Origin of the sequence: Paraburkholderia sp. NPDC080076, from assembly GCF_050281145.1 — a bacterium.
Classification (GTDB): Bacteria; Pseudomonadota; Gammaproteobacteria; order Burkholderiales; family Burkholderiaceae; genus Paraburkholderia.
Genome location: NZ_JBNNWQ010000008.1, coordinates 340,085 through 357,204, shown reverse-complemented (window position 1 = coordinate 357,204; position 17,120 = coordinate 340,085). Strand labels below are relative to the sequence as shown.

Annotated in this window: 16 protein-coding genes; 9 read left to right on the top strand and 7 right to left on the bottom strand. The window is 61.1% G+C overall.

The window, feature by feature from the left end:
* Positions 1-30: 30 nt before the first annotated feature.
* A complete protein-coding gene (locus ACQKRQ_RS29420) occupies positions 31-402 on the bottom strand; it encodes a nucleotide pyrophosphohydrolase (protein WP_408177350.1) in 372 nt (123 codons plus the stop codon).
* Between the two features lie 151 nt (positions 403-553).
* On the bottom strand, positions 554-1,285 hold the full coding sequence (locus ACQKRQ_RS29415) for a glycosyltransferase (protein WP_427481120.1): 732 nt from the start codon (positions 1,283-1,285) through the stop codon (positions 554-556).
* Positions 1,286-1,690: 405 nt separating this feature from the next.
* Between ACQKRQ_RS29415 and ACQKRQ_RS29410 the strand changes: the two genes are divergently transcribed.
* Both ACQKRQ_RS29410 and ACQKRQ_RS29405 read left to right on the top strand, forming a co-directional pair.
* Positions 1,691-2,410, top strand: coding sequence for a hypothetical protein (locus ACQKRQ_RS29410; protein WP_132379028.1), 720 nt, complete (start codon positions 1,691-1,693; stop codon positions 2,408-2,410).
* Between the two features lie 221 nt (positions 2,411-2,631).
* On the top strand, positions 2,632-3,123 hold the full coding sequence (locus tag ACQKRQ_RS29405) for a phasin family protein (RefSeq protein WP_427481119.1): 492 nt from the start codon (positions 2,632-2,634) through the stop codon (positions 3,121-3,123).
* A 293-nt stretch (positions 3,124-3,416) separates the two neighbouring features.
* Here the strand turns inward: ACQKRQ_RS29405 and ACQKRQ_RS29400 are convergent, their stop codons facing one another.
* The gene (locus ACQKRQ_RS29400) at positions 3,417-4,859 is read right to left on the bottom strand and encodes a M6 family metalloprotease domain-containing protein (protein WP_427481118.1); all 1,443 of its coding nucleotides are present in this window, start codon (positions 4,857-4,859) and stop codon (positions 3,417-3,419) included.
* 421 nt (positions 4,860-5,280) lie between these two features.
* Here ACQKRQ_RS29400 and ACQKRQ_RS29395 point away from each other — a divergent pair, with 421 nt between their 5' ends.
* From ACQKRQ_RS29395 to ACQKRQ_RS29380, 4 genes are all read left to right on the top strand, one after another.
* On the top strand, positions 5,281-6,828 hold the full coding sequence (locus ACQKRQ_RS29395) for a hypothetical protein (RefSeq protein ID WP_427481117.1): 1,548 nt from the start codon (positions 5,281-5,283) through the stop codon (positions 6,826-6,828).
* Between the two features lie 24 nt (positions 6,829-6,852).
* Entirely contained in the window at positions 6,853-7,650 is a 798-nt protein-coding gene (locus ACQKRQ_RS29390; protein WP_132379036.1) for a hypothetical protein, read from the top strand.
* A 271-nt stretch (positions 7,651-7,921) separates the two neighbouring features.
* Positions 7,922-8,479 carry a glycine zipper family protein gene (locus ACQKRQ_RS29385; RefSeq protein WP_427481116.1) on the top strand — a complete coding sequence of 186 codons (558 nt, stop codon included), beginning with the start codon at positions 7,922-7,924 and terminating at the stop codon, positions 8,477-8,479.
* A 112-nt stretch (positions 8,480-8,591) separates the two neighbouring features.
* Entirely contained in the window at positions 8,592-9,128 is a 537-nt protein-coding gene (locus tag ACQKRQ_RS29380; RefSeq protein WP_427481115.1) for a universal stress protein, read from the top strand.
* Between the two features lie 197 nt (positions 9,129-9,325).
* Here ACQKRQ_RS29380 and ACQKRQ_RS29375 read toward each other — a convergent pair whose 3' ends face one another.
* Positions 9,326-10,030 (bottom strand): GntR family transcriptional regulator, encoded by a 705-nt coding sequence (locus ACQKRQ_RS29375; protein ID WP_132379042.1) that lies wholly within the window; start codon positions 10,028-10,030, stop codon positions 9,326-9,328.
* A gap of 207 nt (positions 10,031-10,237) precedes the next feature.
* Here ACQKRQ_RS29375 and ACQKRQ_RS29370 point away from each other — a divergent pair, with 207 nt between their 5' ends.
* The 3 genes from ACQKRQ_RS29370 (at position 10,238) to ACQKRQ_RS29360 (ending at position 14,289) form a co-directional block, all read left to right on the top strand.
* Positions 10,238-11,512: a glucarate dehydratase family protein gene (locus ACQKRQ_RS29370; RefSeq protein ID WP_427481114.1), complete on the top strand. Its 1,275-nt coding sequence runs from the start codon at positions 10,238-10,240 to the stop codon at positions 11,510-11,512.
* Positions 11,513-11,621: 109 nt separating this feature from the next.
* Positions 11,622-12,950 carry an MFS transporter gene (locus tag ACQKRQ_RS29365; protein WP_427481113.1) on the top strand — a complete coding sequence of 443 codons (1,329 nt, stop codon included), beginning with the start codon at positions 11,622-11,624 and terminating at the stop codon, positions 12,948-12,950.
* 49 nt (positions 12,951-12,999) lie between these two features.
* Entirely contained in the window at positions 13,000-14,289 is a 1,290-nt protein-coding gene (locus ACQKRQ_RS29360; RefSeq protein WP_427481112.1) for an MFS transporter, read from the top strand.
* Between the two features lie 156 nt (positions 14,290-14,445).
* Here ACQKRQ_RS29360 and ACQKRQ_RS29355 read toward each other — a convergent pair whose 3' ends face one another.
* From ACQKRQ_RS29355 to ACQKRQ_RS29345, 3 genes are all read right to left on the bottom strand, one after another.
* Positions 14,446-15,255, bottom strand: coding sequence for an alpha/beta fold hydrolase (locus ACQKRQ_RS29355; protein WP_132379048.1), 810 nt, complete (start codon positions 15,253-15,255; stop codon positions 14,446-14,448).
* A gap of 153 nt (positions 15,256-15,408) precedes the next feature.
* The gene (locus ACQKRQ_RS29350; protein WP_243658347.1) at positions 15,409-15,555 is read right to left on the bottom strand and encodes a DUF3563 family protein; all 147 of its coding nucleotides are present in this window, start codon (positions 15,553-15,555) and stop codon (positions 15,409-15,411) included.
* A gap of 391 nt (positions 15,556-15,946) precedes the next feature.
* The gene (locus ACQKRQ_RS29345; RefSeq protein WP_427481178.1) at positions 15,947-17,047 is read right to left on the bottom strand and encodes a porin; all 1,101 of its coding nucleotides are present in this window, start codon (positions 17,045-17,047) and stop codon (positions 15,947-15,949) included.
* Between the last annotated feature and the right edge of the window lie 73 nt (positions 17,048-17,120).

Sequence of the window (17,120 nt, the reverse complement as noted above, 5' to 3'; positions counted from 1 at the left end):
CGGGTGAGGCTGGGGGAAGGCTCGTTGACTCTAGTCTTCGTACTCGGAGTACTTGCGTGAGTCGCCGCGTACTTTGTCGGCGGGATATTTTTCCCGATTGAGCGCCATCTTTTCCACCACAGCCTGAAAGAGGTCGACATCCATCTTGTCTGCAAGGCGAACGAGGTACACCAGAACGTCGGCCATCTCATGCCGGATAGCTGTCTGCTTCGCTTCGTCGAGTTCGCTTTTGTCACCCGAAACAAGCCACTGAAAAGGCTCCAGTAGCTCGCTTGCCTCGACACTCAACGCTGTCGCCAGATTCTTCGGCGTGTGGAATTGGTCCCAGTCACGCTCGTCGACAAACTCGCGGATGAGTTCGCGCAGTTCCAATAGGTCGTTTCGCAACTCCGTCTTTTTCACGTTGCTCCCGTGCTGTATGCGTGGATCGATCGTCGAGTCCGATAGCATACTTGCAGGAGCCCGTCTCTGCCAGGTTGACGGGGTTGCTTGCGGCAGGTGGTGAGCGCAGGGAATCTCACTCACTTATCCCACGTTGAGTCAGGCGAAGCAGTTAAGGCGCAGCGTCGAAACGCTCCGAATCCTCGCACGCCTGCGATACTGTGTCATTCGCCATCCCGTCCGCCGCAGCCAATTGCAGACTGACCGCCCGCAGCGCCGCGCCGAAGCCGTTAGGCGCGCGCGAATCAAGACGGGCGCTGGTCACCACTCGCGTTGCGGCGCTCCATGCGACGGATGCCTTTGCGGCAATCAGCGCTTCGACGAATGCCACGTCCTCATTGGATGCGAATGGTCTGAATCCGCCAGCCGCCACGTACGCCGCCGCGGACACGCCCAGATTCGCGCCGTGGACATGGCGGTGCCCGTCACGGTCCCGATAAGTCGTGGTGAAGTCCCTACGGACCGCGGCACCGTGTCCGGCCCAATTCTCGATACTGATGACTCCGCACACCGCGTCGGTTCGACAGTTAAGTTGCTGCACGAGCCAGTCTTCCGCAACCGTTGTGTCAGCGTCGCTGAAAGCCAACCACCGGGCGCCCTGCGCCAGCGCTGCCTGTGCACCCATCGCGCGCGCCGCGCCGACGTTGCGCATCTCCACCGATAAGATCTGCGCGCCCAGCGACGCGGCGATCAGCCCCGTGCCGTCAGTGCAACTGTCCATCACCACAAAAATACGGACTTCCTCGCCCTCGAGATTGGAATGACGGGACGCGCGAATAATCGACCGGATGCACTGACCGATTAGATGAGCCTCGTTATGGGCTGGAATGACGACGGCAAGCATGGTTTCTCCATTTTCTCTTCTTGGACCGTCTTTTCCAGGGGACCGTCACGGGTTACACATCGGATGGGCATCACTTCGTAAAGACCGCTCAGCACGCGCTGTGCCCGTTCGCCGGTACGTTGCGTTTCGCCCCGCCAGTCCCGTCGAACGGTTCCTGCAGGAGCTTCGTAACTATCGACACTGACCCATCGCGTCGACAAAACAGCGCAAAGTGGATTCCTCTTTCCAGCGACATGTGCCCGGCGAAATTCATCCCGCTGACACCTACAAAGAGTTCCCTTGCATCGCAAATCGGCAACTGATCGAGTTCAAGGAATGCCGGGAACAGCCGTTGCGCGGTGCAAATGCATGAACACGAGCCATCTTGCGTTCATTCCTTTTAATCCTTCATGTCACAGGCTAACTATGAAACTCCTCACTACCCAGAGCGGACTACCTCGCGTTTCGTGGGGTTCTGTGATCGCAGGCGTCATCCTCTCGCTGATCGCCTACCTCATCCTCAGTGTGCTCGGCACGGCAATCGGCACGTCCGCGCTCTCGCCCCTTTCCCGTCCCAATCCTCTGCAAGGATTCGGCTTTGGTTCAGGCGTCTATCTGATCGTCATGACCGTCATCGCCGTGTTCATCGGTTCCTATTTCGCGGGACGCTGTGCCCCCGTACTCGGTTGGCTTCACGGCCTGCTCGCGTGGGCAGTGATGATTCTCATGGTTGTCTACGGAGCAACGTCGCTGCTCGGAAGCGCGGTGAGCGCCGCCGGAAGCGTCGCGGCGACCGGCGCAACGGTCGGTGCGGCAGCCGGTCCGTCAGGAACCACTGGCACGATGGCGGGCGCCTTGACACAACGCGTTCAAGGCGCGGTTGCCTCCGCGACCGCTGAAGCCTCGAGTCCGCAAGCCGAAGCCGATGCACGCCAGGCAGCAGACACCGCAGCACGCGGCGTAGCACGCGCCTCGTGGTTTTCGTTTGCGGCACTCGTTGTCGGCGCAATCATCTCCATCGTCTCGGGGCACGCCGGATTTCGTCATCAGCCGCCGTTCGAAGAAGCCGGCGGCGCGTCGACCGATGACGACGCTCTCCTGCGCCGCAACCCGACCCGTGCAATGCCAGGCCGCCCGGTCGCCTGATTGATCCGGTCGAGCCTCCTGACCGCGACGCGCAACGAAGCGACAACTTGCCGGATGCGCGCCGCGTTCTCCTTAGAAATGCCTGTTGATCCGCTTGGCCCGACGCATGCCGCTCAATCCATCGGCGCTGGAATGACGGTTGCTGATTGGCTCAATGCCGGCATGTGCCTGCCCCTTCACTTTCACCCTCACCGAGCCTTCGTCTTATGCACGCTACTACTTTGAACTACGCTCCCCTCTTTCGCCGCGACACCGATCTTCCAGGCGCCTTCGACTGGATGGCCTGCGCCGTGGACGGCCTGGAGAAACTTGTCGAATTGAATGTGCAAACTGTAAAGACATCTCTCCGCGAACAGGAGGTGTTAGCCGGAGCGGCACTTTCTTCACGATCATTGAATGAAGTGATCGAACTTCAGTCGCAGCAACTGCCTGCCGCGCTGAAAAAGACGTTTGCGTACTGGCGCCACGTTCAGGAGATCGCCGTAGAAACTGGAGGAGGACTCGCTTCTGTTATGCAAGCAAGTTTCCAAAGTCTTGTGACGACGCTGCAAGCGCCAGTCGACATCGCGACATCGGCCGCTAGTGAGCCGGGCCGTACATCGCGGCTGCTTTCGACGTATCCGGCGAGAACCACGGCCGGCACGCCAGTTGCGATCGTAGACAGTTCCGGAAGAAAGATTTCTGACAACGAGTCAGGCGGCAGCTTCCACTAGGACGTGCTTTGCAGGCATCGGTCGATGCATGGCCGATGCGCAGGCACCGAGAGTTCAAGCATGCGTCCCGCCAGAGATACTTGCTGCGCGAACAGCAAGCCACCGTATGCGTGCACACGCCCGTGAGCGCTGGCACTCACTTACTCTCGGGTTCGCAATTGAGCCAGTAATCGCTCTATTAGATTGGCAGCACCATTCGGGGTAGAAGAGTCCCTACCTCGCGCGCGGAAGGCTCGCCCGAACGTGTTCATCTCGTCCCGTCCGGCCTTCGCCGATGGTGCGCCGCGCCCGTCTCACTCCATCGTCACGCTAATCTTCATCTTGTCAGCCCCTGGCGTGCCCGATACGGCGATCGTCACACCGCTCCATTTGCCATCGGGCAAATGGAGCGCGGGCTTGGTTGCCTTGCCGATCGAGCGTTTGGTGCCGTTCGGATACAGGTCCGTCGAGTCACCACGATTGCCCTGTCCGAAAATCTTCGCGAGATCGCGCCGATTGTCGGCCTGCATCAGTTCGATCGCGAGATGCTCTTCGTCGTTGACGTTGTCGATCCGCTCGTCCACCACGTAAATCGCCACGCCCTCATCCGGCGAAAACGCGTCCTGTCCGCGCCGCCGCCGGTACTCGACGATGATGTACTGCTCCTCGACCATCCGCGCAGCGTTGTTGATATAGACGATGCTACCGCCCTCAGCCGCGGGTTCGAGGTCAATGTTCTTCGTCGTCTTCGTGACGAGCCTCGGTTCGATCCAGCTATGAAACATGCGCAGCATGCCGTTCGGAAGCACCGGCGTCAGTCCGTTGTTGCCCCACGAGCCCGCCGCCATCAGACAGTAGTTGCCGAGCCCGTTCGACTGCATCTGCTGAACGCGGCCCGTATCGTAGTAGTCGGCCCAGCGCGCGGCGAGATGTCCCCATTCGTGCGCGCATACGCCCATGTTGCAGTCTTCCGGCACCGTCAGATAGGTTTGCACGGTAAGGTTGGGGCCAACCTTCACGCCGTCTGGAATAACCCATTTGTGGCTCCATACATCGTCGCGCGACAAGGTCTGCTCCGCTCCACCGCCCGCATGGATGATGAAGAGCGCCGTGACCAGATGCTCGCCGAGCATGTCGTACGGAGAGAAATCGACGCCGGCCTGCTGCGCCGCCAGCACGGCATCGCGCGCGATGCCCTGGGCGTTGCGCGGAAACGTGCCGTCCATGCCCGAACTGCCGTCCGTGTAAAAGCTCAACGGCTGAGGCAGGCGAAACCAGCCGAACACCTTGCCCTGCACGTCGATGCCCTTTCCCGCCGCGCCGTCGAAGTTGCTGACCGTGCGGTAGTAATCACGCATGCTGCCGGTGGGAAAGACATGGTCGGCGCTGAACAGCATCTGCTCGAAGAACGCAGGGCTGCGGTTGACGTCATGGGGGCGATCGGGAAAATCGACCAGCAATACCAGCGTCTGAATGACACCCTTGAGCAGTCGCGGAGGACGGTCGATCAGTTGCTTGCTGGTGCTCGATGAATGCTGGAGCGCGCCGTCGTCGAGGCCCACGAAATTCTCGCCGCGCCTGCTGCTGCGCCAGACCGAATAGTACTGATCGAACGTCATGCTCTTGGGCAGCCTGCGCTTTTCCTTGAGCTCCATGAAACGCGCATAGAGCTGGGCGATTGCATCCGGCGACAGCGGCACGCGACAAAACGCGTGGGTGCAAACATGATTGCGGATAGGCTTTACAGAGCGGCGCATGGCAATCACCTCCGTTCATCAGGGTCGAAGACAGGCTCTCAGGGATTCACGTCCCGAAGCGTTTTTGCATTTCGGTGTCGATCTTCTTGACCGAATGCAGCTTCCCCGGATTGATCTCCAGCCGGTCTGGATCGCTCGTCGGCGCACCAGTTTTCTTTTTGCTTTCACACGGCTTTCATACGCCTAGCGCGCCTGATTGAATGTTGACTGCCGCACGTTGCAGCGAAATTGATCTCCTGTCTGGTGGGCCGGAAAACCCTCATTACAAATTGTCAGGTCAATTTCTATGCTGTGTTGAGAGAATTCCATCTCGATCGAGTGGGCCATCGAGTCCCGTGTCCGTCCGCGCAACTTCGATTGCGCCGGACAGGTATTGCCCGTTCGAAACACAAAGAACGAATCATTCTTCTGGATCATCGAAATGATCGTGTCTCTTGTGAATCACGTCGCCGATAACGCCACGACGTTGCGCGTATGGGCGGGTGTTCTCGCGGCTACCAATGGCACCGCGTCGGCGCTGGTCTGGACACTCGGCGGCAAACCGGTTGTGCCTTCGACAGTACGCCCGCTGCAGTGCTGGAAGGTTCAGGGAAAGCTCCCCTTCTGCTCCACGGTTGTCGAATTCGGTGGCCTTGCGCCGGCTTCCGAGCATGAAGTCGGATTGAGCGTCGACGCCGTCGCACCCGTCGTGCGCTCATTTCGCACCCTGCCTCAAGCGATCCCGCAGGAATTCGGCGAGCGATTCAATCTGCTGCTCCTGTCATGTTTTCACGGCGCCCAGGACCGGCATGGCGAAGCGGGCAGATGGATCTCTTCCTATAAGCCGCGTCCAGACCTCGTGCTGTTCGCGGGCGATCAGGTTTATCTGGATCTGCCCACGGAACTCAACTTTTCGAATGACCAGGCCTGGCTTGAAGCGAAGTTTCAGGAAGACTACGTGAGCAACTGGTATGCGCCTGGTGCGTCGCCAGCGAACGGAAGCGGCATTCCAGAAGGGTTTCCACAACTGCTATCGCTGGCGCCCGTCGCGTCGATTCCTGACGATCACGAGTACTGGAACAACGCGCCCTTCAAGAGTCCGCTGATTCAGAACAGTTGGACGGAAGCGGGCAGGGACCGCTGGCGCACCGCAGCCGAAATCGGCTTCAGCATGTTTCAGCAAGGCTACCCGGGCCCGATGGGACAGCCGCGCGTGATCGACATAGAGCCTCTCACGATCCTGCTGCTGGATACGCGCAGTCAGCGCGAAAGAGGCGTCGGCAATGCGCCGGATCACGAGACGATGCTCGACCCGCCAGGGGCGCTGCTTGGCAACGCGGGCCGCAACGCGCTCGCTGCATGGGTGAACACGCTCGTTGCCTCCGCGAACACGCCGAAGCCCCGTTACGGTTTTCTATTGACGGGACAATCGCTCTTTGCCGATCCGGCGAGCGCGTTCGATGGTCATGTTGCCGACTACGAACTGGCGAACTACGAAGCCGACTATCGCTTCATGGTGGAACAGATAGAACGCGTCTCGACGGCGGGCTTGCCCCTGACCTGCCTGACCGGCGATGTTCACTGGGGCAGGATACTGCGCGCCGATACGTTGAACCGTGGCCCCGTCTATGAAGTGATTTCATCGCCCACGTCGCTGGTCAAGTCGATCGGGATCGACGAATTCAAGACAATCAAGTCGGCGATTACCGGCTGGTTCGGGCCACGCGACCCTTGGCCCACGCACCCTAACCCCGGCGACCCACCGTCGAGATTCGGCAGCCTGGGCGACTATCAGTCGCTCCTGCTGCCGACGACGCTCAACCCTCGCCCCTCTTCATCGATGAGAGGCAATCTTGCGTTGATGCTCTGCATTCAGCGTGTGGGCGGCTCTCTCGATGTTCAGGTCGACTACGTGCCTCTTCATCGAGATCAGGAAGTGAATGCGAAAACGCGTTGGAGCGCGCATTTCAAACTGACGGCTGCTCACTGAAACGCTCAAAGGGAGTCCACCATCATGTCAGTCATCGCACGCCGGTCAAGAGCGGCAGCACGCAATAAGAATCTACTCGCGCTGACACGGCAGAAGAAGGAGGGCAACGTCGTGTGGATCAATCGGGCGCTCAAGAGTGTCCCGTTGAAAGGCATCAAGGAGCACAGTTTCGTTCTGTTGATCGGCGGCGCCGATCCGTTGTCGTTTCGCTTGAGACTCGCGCAGGCGCACGTGCGCAGTGACATGTCGCCGAGTTCGTGGTCGCAGGCGATGTTCGTTGGCGTGAAAAGCAAAGCCGCGACAAAGGACACGGAAGTGACCAGCGTGTCGCTTTCGCCCGACGCATGGTATCCGCCGGACGGATTTGCGCCCATCTGCAATGCGATCCAGACAAGCACACTCGCACATATCGATTCGCCCGAACAGTATCCGAACCTGGCGCTCATCGTGTGGCCGGTCGCGGGCGAAGCGATTCAAGCGAGTCTCACGCAACTGCGCCGTGAGCGCATGTCGATTGATCTGTCGAGCCTGCTGCTGCGTTGGATAGGCTATGCGTGGGGTTGCGGTGTGCCGTCGAATCCACTGGGCGAAGGCTTCGGCATGCCTTCGGCTGCGATGCTGGAGACGGCGTATGCGGCCAACGGATTCGATCTCACGCCGGGACTCGAGAGCCGGTCCAGTTGCCCCGAGGCAATCTGGCAGTCGGCAAGCTGGTGGCACGAGTACTACAACAAGGATGTCGAGAACCCGCAATACATCTACGGCGCATTCACCCGCGAGCACTATCTCGTCGACGCATCGTATTTTCCGAGCGGCGGGTGATGCCTTCTTGCGCTTACGCCGCTCTCACTAGCCGTGTCTACCAAACACGATTGACCTGCTAGCCGCTCGCGTACGCGGCAAGAAAGCAGGTCCACGGGCTCTCGAACCGAACGAACGACCTGCGTTCTCCCCCAAATCGGTCCGCGTGCCCGCCCTCCCCGCTTTTCACCAGTCTGTTACACACCCCCGCCGGCCCTGCGCAGCGTCAAGCTAATTCAACGCTAACTGTGCGCGCTCAAGATGGTGTCATCGAATCAGGGGACGTGACATCATGAAACTCTTAAGAACCACTCGTATCGCCTTGCCCGCATGCTTGATCGCCGTCGCGCTTACCGGCTGCGCCGTCATGCCGCCGACTGGCCCGTCAGTCGTCGCATTGCCGCCAAGTGGCAAGCCGATTAGCGTGTTCCAGCAGGAAGACTATGCATGCCGGGACTACGCATTCCGCTCTGACAATGCCGCCGGGCAAACACGCGGCGCAATACCAGCCGGCGTCGGCAGCAGTGCGATCGGAACCGTGGGCGGAGCGGCCGCCGGCGCGCTGCTCGGCGCCGCGGCAGGCGACGCCGGCGTCGGCGCAGCGATCGGTGCGGGCGCGGGCCTGCTGCTCGGCAGTGCTGTAGGTGCAAACGGCGCACAAGCCACTTCGGTCAATCTGCAGGCGCGATACAACGCCGCCTACGCGCAATGCATGGCCTCGAAAGGCAACACTATTTCCCAGCCGGCCGTCTATACCACGAGCCCCGTCTACGCTCCGCCTCCGGTTGCGTACGCCCCGCCTCCTGTCGTTTACGGCTATCCGCAACGCTTCGGCTACTGGTCTTATTGATTGCTTCAGCTAATTTTCCGCTCACTCTACCGAGTGATGATGCGGTCATGGATCACGAACAGCCCAAGTCTGCTGTCGTGTCTGACTTAACCGCTACATGAGGGCGCTCAACATGTTTTCGAAAATCCTCGTCGCAATCAGTGCAAGTTCGGCCGATACCGTCCTGGCGTCGGCCATTGAAACCGCACGCAAGTACGACGCACAAATTGTCGCGCTGCATGTGGTCGACCCGACGCCCTCTTATCTGGGAGCCGCTGACGACAATTTCGGCTTGATCGTCGAGGCAATGAGCGCGCACGGACGCAAAGTCGTCGCGCATGTCAGGAATGTACTGGACGATCAAGCGCCTGAAGCGGAAGTCCGCATGGTTATGTTGCCGATGTGCGGCATGACGGTCGGCCGCGCGATCGCCGCTGTTGCCGAGGAGACGGGTGCTGACCTGATTCTTCTCGGCGAACGAAGCACGTCCCGGTGGCGCTGGTTGAGTGAAGACGTTGCATCGGAGGTAGTGCGCCGCTCCGGCAGGCCAGTCCAGATCGCGGCCGATGCAATCGCATTGAGTTCGGCGCGTCATGCCGGCGCACGTTGGGCTGATGTATTTACCGCCCGACGCCGACCGGCTAAGACGCGCGTACGTGCTAGCGTTTGACCGCCGTTTTTGGAGGTTTCGCCGCGACGGCGCGCGTTAGTGGCCAACGTGAATCGAGCGAATAGTGGCGAGCGAGCTGTCGCTTCGACGGATGCGGCTGGTCGTTCGAGCGTCATCAAATGGCGACCGACGACGGCCATCGCCGAAATCGGCCGATCGAGTTTCGACGGCGCTTGCATACGCTCCTCCGACCGCATTCAGACGTCAGTCAAAAAATTCGGGTGCCTCGTGCGGATCTCATCGACCTGGTTCAGCGTACCCGAGAGATGCTTGCGCAGCGCCGCCTGCGCGGCCTCGGCATCGCCCCTTTCGATGGCATCGACGATCTCGGTGTGATCGCGCACCACCGCCATCGTCTTGCCCTCGACCGGCAGGTGCAGGCGACGCAGCCGGTCGATGTGGCCGCTCAGTCTGCGCACCAGATCCCAGAGTTGCGGCACGCCCGCCGCCTCGTACATCTGGCGATGAAAGGCCTGGTCGAGCAGCGAGAACTGCTCGATGTTCTTCAGGTCGCGCACTTCCATCTGCCCGGCAATCGTGGCGCGCAACTGAGCGATCAGTGCGGCGTCGCGCTGCTCCGCAAGCGTGCGCACGATTTCCAGTTCGATCGAGCGGCGCAGGAAGTGCGCCTGCAACGCGGAAGTCACATTGATCTGGCTGACCACGGTGGCGTGCTGCGGAAAAATGTCGACGAGGCCTTCCTCGCCGAGCTTCATCAGCGCATCGCGCACGGGCGTCTGACTCAGACCGTATTGAGTCGCCAGATCGGCGCGCGACAGCACCGTGCCGGGCGCCAGTTCGAGGGACAGGATCATTTCGCGCAGGCGCTCGAAGACCTGCGGCGCGGCATGGCGAGACCGGTCGAGCCGGGTCGCCCTCGTCGGGGAAACGTTGATTTTCATGGCAGGACCAGAAGCGTGGGCACAGGCGGACACTGCTGTTTCCACCTGCTGAAATATTAATACTATAGCCGACGCTCACGCGCTTCCGGCAGGGGTGCAGCCGTTTTCAGCGCGCCGGGCGTATGGGTTTTCCCCACTGACGCACTAATACATTAGTGCTTTACCATGCGTCATCCACTTCCAATCCTCTATTTCCGGACTGCCGCCATGACTCGCGACATCACCGTCACTCAGGTGCGAATTACGCCGATCGCCTTCCGCGACGGCCCTCTGCTCAACGCTGCCGGTATCCACGAACCGTGGGCATTGCGCGCCATCGTCGAGTTGGAGACGAGCGACGGCCGCGTCGGCATCTCGGAGACATATGGTGACGAGCCGATGCTGCGTGTGCTCGAGCAGGCCAAGGCGCTGGTGATCGGCCTGTCGCCGTTCGACCTGAACCGGATGGAAGAACGCGTGCGTGCGGCGATCAAGCCGAGCTCGGGCGCGGTCGAATTCGAACTCGCCCCCGGCTCGCACTCGGCCAAGAACGCGCCGAAAGTCATCAGCACGCTCGAAGTCGCGATGCTCGACTTGCAGGGGCAAATCGTCGGCGCGCCGATCGTCGATCTGCTCGGTGGCAAGGTTCGCGACGCAGTGCCCTACAGCGCCTACCTCTTCTTCAAGTACGCGGAGCACTTCGACAAGCCCTATGCGCCCGATGCCTGGGGCGAAGGCCTTAGCGCGGAGCAGATCGTCGCGCAGGCGCGTCGCATGATCGACCTGTACGGCTTCCAGAGCATCAAGCTCAAGGGTGGCGTGTTCGAGCCGGCGCACGAGATCGCGTGCATGCGTGCGCTGCATCAGGCTTTCCCCGGCGTGCCGCTGCGCCTCGATCCGAACGCCAACTGGACGCTCGAAACGAGCATCGCGGCCGCGCCCGAACTCGACGAACTGCTCGAGTACTATGAAGACCCCTGTCCGGGGCTCGCAGGCATGGCCGAACTGGCGAAGCACACGCGCCTGCCGCTCGCGACCAATATGGTGATCACGACCATGGAAGATTTTCGCCGTGGCGCCGAGATGGGTTCGGTGAAGGTGTTGCTGTCGGATCATCACTACTGGGGTGGTCTGCGTGCGACCCAGACGCTCGCGCGCATGTGCAAGCTGTGGGATCTGGGCATGTCGATGCACTCCAACTCGCACCTCGGCATCAGCCTGATGGCGATGACGCACGTCGCGGCGAGCATCCCCAACCTGACCTACGCGTGCGACACCCATTACCCGTGGCAGGAAGAAGAAGTCATCAAGGGTGGGCGCGTGAGCTTCGACAATGGCGCGCTACGCGTGCCCACCATACCAGGCCTCGGCGTCGAACTCGACCGTGACCGCCTGGCGGAACTGCATGCCCAGTATCTGTCGTGCGGCGTGCGCAATCGCGACGACCTGAAGCAAATGCAGAAGTACGACCCGAGTTTCAGCGGTAAGAATCCGCGCTTCTGACCCGGCCAGATGTGCCGCGCGCGATGTGCATTGCCACTTCGCAACTATGTTGCATGGGATCTGAGTAAGTGCTGAAGCGCCGACTCTGGTCCACAACGGAGACAAGCCGATGAGCAGATCCACCCCGGCCGCAACCGGTCCCGACCGAGCGGACGCGCTGGCAAGCGCCGTACGCAAGATCAAGTGGCATGTGCTGCCGCTCTTCGTCGTGATGTTCGTCGTCAACTACATCGACCGGGTGAACATCGGCTTCGTCCGCCAGCATCTGAGCGCCGATCTGGGCATCGGTGCCGCGGCCTATGGACTCGGCGCAGGGCTCTTCTTCGTCAGCTACGCCGTCTTCGAAGTACCGTCGAACATGCTGCTGCAGCGCTTCGGTGCGAAGGCGTGGCTCACGCGCATCATGTTTACGTGGGGTCTGGCCGCGGTCGGCATGGCGTTCGTTCGGGGCGAGACGTCGTTCTATGCGATGCGGTTGCTGCTCGGCGCGGCCGAGGCGGGCTTCTTTCCGGGCGTCATCTTCTATTTCACTCAATGGCTGCCGCGCGACGAGCGAGGCAAGGCGATGGCGATCTTTCTCAGCGGCTCGGCGCTCGCCTCGATACTCTCCGGGCCAATCTCCGGCGCGCTGATGCTGATCAGCGGCTGGGGCCTGCACGGCTGGCAGTGGATGTTCGTGATCGAAGGCATGGCCTCGGTAGTACTGGCCGGCTTCATCTGGTTCTGGCTCGACTCGAAGCCGCGCGACGCCAGATGGCTGAGCCGCGCCGAACAGGACGCGGTCGTCGCCGAGATAGAGGAAGAACAGCGCGAGCGCAATGCGGCGCATGCGGTCAAGCCGTCCGTCTGGACTCTGCTACGCGACCCGCAGATCGTGATCTTCTGCGTGATCTATTTCTCGGTTTCGCTGACGATCTACGGCGCAACGTTCTGGCTGCCCAGCATCATTCGCAAGATGGGCCATTTCAACGATTTCCAGGTCGGGCTCTTCAATTCGATCCCGTGGCTGATCTCGATCGTGGCGATGTACTTCTTCGCGATGCTCGCGGGGCGTTTCAAGTTTCAGCAGGCATGGGTTGCGTGTGTGCTGTTGATCGCCGCGCTCGGCATGTATGCCGCCGGCCAGGGCAGTCCGATGTTCTCGTTCGTCGCGATCTGTTTTGCGGCGATCGGTTTTAAAGCCGCGTCGGCGTTGTTCTGGCCGATTCCGCAGGGCTACCTGGATGCGCGGATTTCCGCGGCGGTGCTGGCGTTGATCAATTCGATCGGCAATCTCGGCGGTTTCGTTGCGCCGGCGGCTTTCGGTTTGCTCGAGCAGAAAACCGGATCAATCGAAGGAGGGCTCACGGGGCTGGCCTTGATGTCGGTGGTGGCAGCCGGGGTCGTCTTCTTTTCCCGAATGAAGCCTCGCGAGGGGCGGTCCGCCCTCGCGTTGTAAGCGGTGCGCGAACCAGTTTTTGCCTGATTGCAAACGTCCCGGAGACACGATGAAAATTTTAGAAGTCCGTTCCGTCGCCGATCAAACGGCCGTCGGACGATACAGATGGACCATCTGCGCGCTCATCTTTTTTGCAACGACGATCAACTACATGGATCGCCAGATGCTTGGGCTGCTCGCGCCGCTGCTGCAAAAAGACATAGGGTGGAATCAGGTCCAGTACGCGCAGACTGTGATGGTGTTCACGGTCGCCTATGCAGTGGGTCTCGCGACGTTTGGTCGAATCGCGGATCGGATCAGCACCAAAGTGGTCTACGGCAGTGCCATGGCGATGTGGAGCCTGGCCGCGATGCTGCACGCGATGGCGGCGACCGTCCCCGGCTTCGCGGCCGTGCGCGGATTGCTCGGGTTCGGCGAGGCGGCCAATTTCCCTGTCGCCATCCGCACCACAGCCGTATGGTTTCCGAAGAAAGAGCGGGCGTTGGCCACGGGCCTGTGGAACATGGGCGCAACCGTCGGCGGGATCGTTGCGCCTGCATTCGTACCGATCGCCGCTGTCATGTGGGGTTGGCGTGCGACGTTCATTGTGGGAGGGGCGGCCGGTTTCGTGTGGTTGGCAGTGTGGCTGCTTGTGTACCGTCCTCCGGCGGAGCATTCGTCGGTATCAAAGCGCGAGCTGGATTACATCAATTCGGATCGGGACGAAAGCGTTGAGCAACCCGTGGGCTGGCTTTCAGTGCTGAAGTACCGCGAAACGTGGGCGTTCATTTTCGGCAAACTGCTGACCGATCCGGTGTGGTGGTTTTATTTGTTCTGGCTGCCCAAATGGCTCAATGAGTCGAGGCACATCGACATCGGCAATCTTGGACTGCCGTTGATTGTCATCTACACGATGGCATCCGTCGGCAGTGTCGCTGGAGGTTGGCTGTCGTCCCGGCTGATGCAACGTTCCCACAAACCTAACGTCGCACGCAAGATCGCGATGGGTGTCTGCGCGCTGTGCGTCCTCCCGATTGCGACACTTTCGCTCTTTCAAAGCCTCTGGTACGCAGTCTTCGCCGTCGGACTTGCCGCAGCGGCTCACCAGGGGTGGTCGGCAAATCTTGTCACGACCGTCGGCGACGTGTTTCCGCGCCGGATGGTTGGCACGGTGGTCGGTATCGGCGGCGTGGCAGGGATGATCGGCTCGTTCTTCTACTCGGGAATCATCGGCGAGACGTTGCAGCGCACCGGTCAGTATTGGGTGCTCTTCGCTGTCGGTGCATCGGCTTATCTGGTCGCGCTCGGCATCATTCATCTGCTGATGCCACGCATGACGCCTGTGAATCTGGAGCAATAGACTGCTCTCTGCTGAGGGTCTTCGGCAACCCCGAGACTGGCAGGCCATTGATGCAACGCGCGTCAACTGCTCGACCGCTGCGAGATATCGCGTAACGCTCAAAACAACCCTGGTTTGTCTGCTATACGTGCTTATTGGTTTCCTCAGGAGATCGCTTCAAGCCGTCGCATCCGCCTCGGCAATATGCCGCACGATCATCGCGTTGACGCTGTCGGCGTGTGTAAGCGGCCCCATGTGTCCCGCACCCTCGACGATTGCAAGACGCGCCGCGGGCAGCAGCATCGGCAGCCGCTCGGCGATCGCGCGCGTCGGCACGGGCGCGTGCTGGCCGCGCATGATCAGCGCCGGAACACGCAGGCCGGTGTATGCGCTTGCGGGCGTGCGTTCGTCGAGCAGCGCGCGAAAGTCGAGCGGCGCCTTTGGCGCCCAGCGTGTGAGTGCCGCCTGCACCGAGGGCCGCAACGCTTCCCATGCGCCCCGGCCGCCCCAGTAATCGACGAATGAAGCCGCCGCGCCCCGATAGTCGCCACAGGTCACGCCATCGGCGGTGCGCTTCGAGATGGCGATGATTTCCGCGAGCGCGTACGCTCCGTGCGCGCCCATCACCTTCAGCAGATGAAACGCCGAGGGCTCGTAGAGCGTGATGCTCGCGATGCGCTCCGGCCGTTCGACGGCCGCGCGCAACGCCACGCCACCGCCATACGAGTGGCCGACGAGATGCACCTTGCCGCGCGAGGCGTCGATGATGCCGATGGTCCTCGCGGCCTCGTCGGCGAGCGTGAACGCGCGCTCGCCGCTCCACGGGCCCGTGCTATCGCAGCCGTAGTGCTCGGGCGCGACGAACGCGTGGCGCGAGCCCAGCGCTTCGCCGAGCTTGCGCCATTGCGCCGCTCCCGAGCCGGAGCAGTGCAGTGCGATCACCGACGTTGCGGATGAGAAGGCTTGCGAAACGATAGTGCTATTCATGTCGTTCATGGAACTCAGGAGTTGGGCGCACGGATGCCGGATCGCGGAAGTCTCTACTATCGGCGCGGTGCGGGCGGCTGGCTATGATCGAGACGCCGGCGCGCATGTCCAGGCGTCCAAACTGATTGAGAGAGGGCGCGTTGGTTTGTCGCGTCAGCGGTCAATCTCCGTTAAATGCATGCGGCGTTCGAGTTCGCCCATGTCGGCGGCGGACGCGAGATATTCGTCACGACGACTGTGTTCAGCACGGTCAAGTGCCTTTTTCAGCAACGGGTAAAGATAGATGAGCAAGATAAGCAAGACGTCCTCCAGTTGGCGACCTGGTTGATTGCGTATCGCGCACGAACGGGCACGACACGTGGGTTCCAGGCGTGCATCCGGTGGGGACATCCGAGTTGGATGGATGGGCGGGTCGTGCTACGGCTGGACGCAGCGTAATGCAGAGTCCATGCCAAATTGCAGCGAGCCTTGTCTGGCGGACGTTTGGCGATATTTGAGGGGCGCGGACGGGGCCAAGTGTCGTCGCGCGGCCGACGAATATTCGAGTGGAAGTCGGGCCGCGACAGACACGTGCTCAGTAGTTGGCACGCTATACCGAGCGCCACGCTTCGGAAAGGGGCAAGAACTCAGTCACGAGTTCCAGTGTGAACACCCGACTGCTGCGCGATGACATCGAGCATTCACTATCCATTTAGAACTGGTGGCGAACACCCACCATCGCACCCGTTTGATCCACCCCGGGCAATGGCGTAGAAGCGGGTGGAATCACGCCGCCATCAATCGTGAACGCAGCGTTGCGCTGGTTGAACATACGCCCTGCTGTGACGTACACGGAAGTGCGCTTGGACAATAAGTACGACACACGCGCTGCGATCACGGAAGCTCCCGCGGAACTCCCACCGTTGACCGATATATGACCGAACTGGGCGTCAAGCGCGATTTGTGGAACGGGAAAATAGGTCCCGCCAAGCCACCAATAGTTGCTGACCGCGTCGACAACAGTCGGCGTCTGCACCCCGTGATTAATTCGATGGAGGTACCCCGCACCGATCGTCGAGGTACCCAGTTTCACGTAGCCGTCGATGACGGCACGTGTATCAGTTTGCGAGGTATTGGGCTGGGGCGAGCCAGGGCCTCCACCGCCGTAATTGCGGTCGATCGCCGTCGCCACGCCCCATGTCGCCGCTTCATATTTCACCATGGCAGACATTGACTTGCAGGCCCGCCAGTCCGTCGGCGACTGGCCCGCGCAACCGCCGGCCGGCGCGGAAGCCACCGCGTCGCGCCCGAACGAATAAGTCACGCCCACTGTCAGCCCCGATGACGTGAACGTGTAGGCGACCGCGTTGTCGAGCCGCGCTTGAGACAAGTACGGGTCCAGATCACCGGCAGCATAGACATTCGGCCCCATCGTGTCACCCGGCAAGGCCCAATAGATCTGAGAATATTGCCGGCCTAGAGATAATGTCCCCCACCGCCCCGAAAGTCCGACATATGCCTGCCTGCCAAACAGGCGGCCACCCTGATTCAGCGTCCCCTGTGACGGGGCGAAGCCCGACTCCAATACGAACACCGCGCTGAGACCGCCACCCAGATCCTCCTTGCCACGCAAACCCCACCTCGAGGGTATCGATGCCGTGAGCGACGGCATACGCACGACGCTGGACTGGTGAGCACCGACATTTGTCACGTACTCGATACCGGTATCGATAATCCCATACAGAGTGACAGAGCTCTGTGCCTGCGATGCTCCCGGTGCACATGCCGCAAGAGACGCGAGTCCCCACCAAATTGTCTGACGCCACGAGAAGGCACGTCCCGTCCGACCCAGCCTCGAACTCATCATCTGTCTCCCTTTGGTTAAA